This window comes from Halomonas sp. BM-2019, from assembly GCF_017584085.1.
In genome coordinates, this window is record NZ_CP071922.1 from 2,114,000 (window position 1) to 2,115,285 (window position 1,286).

At 73.3% G+C, this 1,286-nt stretch carries 2 protein-coding genes; both read left to right on the forward strand.

The genetic code is table 11. The annotated features are described in order from the left end of the window. A partial coding sequence (locus J5F18_RS10490) for a YciI family protein (protein ID WP_346298600.1) occupies positions 1-367 on the forward strand: 367 nt, incomplete at its 5' end. An 11-nt stretch (positions 368-378) separates the two neighbouring features. Continuing rightward, a partial coding sequence (locus tag J5F18_RS10495) for a sigma-70 family RNA polymerase sigma factor (protein WP_346298601.1) occupies positions 379-1,286 on the forward strand: 908 nt, incomplete at its 3' end.

The window sequence follows — 1,286 nt, forward strand, 5'->3', positions numbered from 1 at the left end:
GTTCGCCATGCAATACATGCTGATGTGCTGTTTCGACGAGGCGCTGTGGGAGGCGCTGCCCGAGGCGTCGCGCGACGCGGTGATGGACGACTACCGGGCGCTGGTCCAGGAGCTGGTCGCCAGCGGCCACTATCGGGGCGGGGCACGGCTGCAGCCGGTGGCCTCCTCCACCACCCTGCGCGAGCAGAACGGCGAGGTGGTGATGCTCGACGGTCCCTTCGCCGAGGCCCGCGAGCAGCTGGGGGGCTTCCATGTGGTGGAGTGCCGCGATCTGGACGAGGCCCTGGCCCTGGCGCGCCGCATCCCGCCGCTGCGGGTGGGGGGCGCGGTCGAGGTGCGGCCGGTGGATCCGGCCTATCGCCTGTGACGGGTGCGCCGGTGGACCTGGCCGCCCTCTACCGGCGCGAGTATGGCCGCCTGCTCGCCGGCCTGATTCGCCGCTTCGGCGACTTCGCGCTGGCCGAGGATGCCCTGCAGGGGGCTTTCGAGGCCGCCATGGTGCAGTGGCCGGCCGCTGGGGTCCCCCCGTCGCCGCTCTCCTGGCTGGCGGCTACCGCCCGTCACAAGGCCGTCGACCAGCTGCGCCACCGGCAGATGCGCGAGCGCAAGCGGGGCGAGCTCAGGAGCCACCTGGCGCTGTTGCTCGAGCCCGCCGCGGACCCGGACGATCCCGAGCCGCTGGACAGCCTGCGGCTGATCTTCACCTGCTGCCATCCCGCCCTCTCCCGTTCCGCCCAGGTGGCCTTGACCCTGCGCACCCTGGGCGGGCTCACCACCGAGGAGATCGCCCGGGCCTTCATGGTGCCGGTGCCCACCCTGGCCCAGCGGCTGGTGCGCGCCAAGGCCAAGATCCGCGATGCCGGCATCCCCTTCGAGGTGCCGGGGGACGACAGCCTGGCCGAGCGCCTGGAGGCGGTGCTGGCGGTGATCTACCTGATCTTCAACGAGGGCTATGTCGCCAGCCACGGCGAGCGGCTGATCCGCGTCGAGCTGTGCCGGGAGGCGATTCGTCTCGGCCGCCTGCTGGTCGGCCTGCTGCCCGCCGAGCCCGAGGCCCGGGGGCTGCTGGCGCTGATGCTGCTGCATGACGCCCGGCGCGAGACGCGTACCGATGCCGCTGGCGATCTCGTGCTGCTCGAGGAGCAGGACCGCACGCGCTGGGATCGCGAGGCCATCGCGGAGGGGAGCGCCCAGGTCGAGCTGGCACTGCGCGGCCGAACGGTCGGGCCCTACGCGATCCAGGCCGCGATCGCGGCCCTGCATGCCCGGGCGCCCACGGCGGCCGA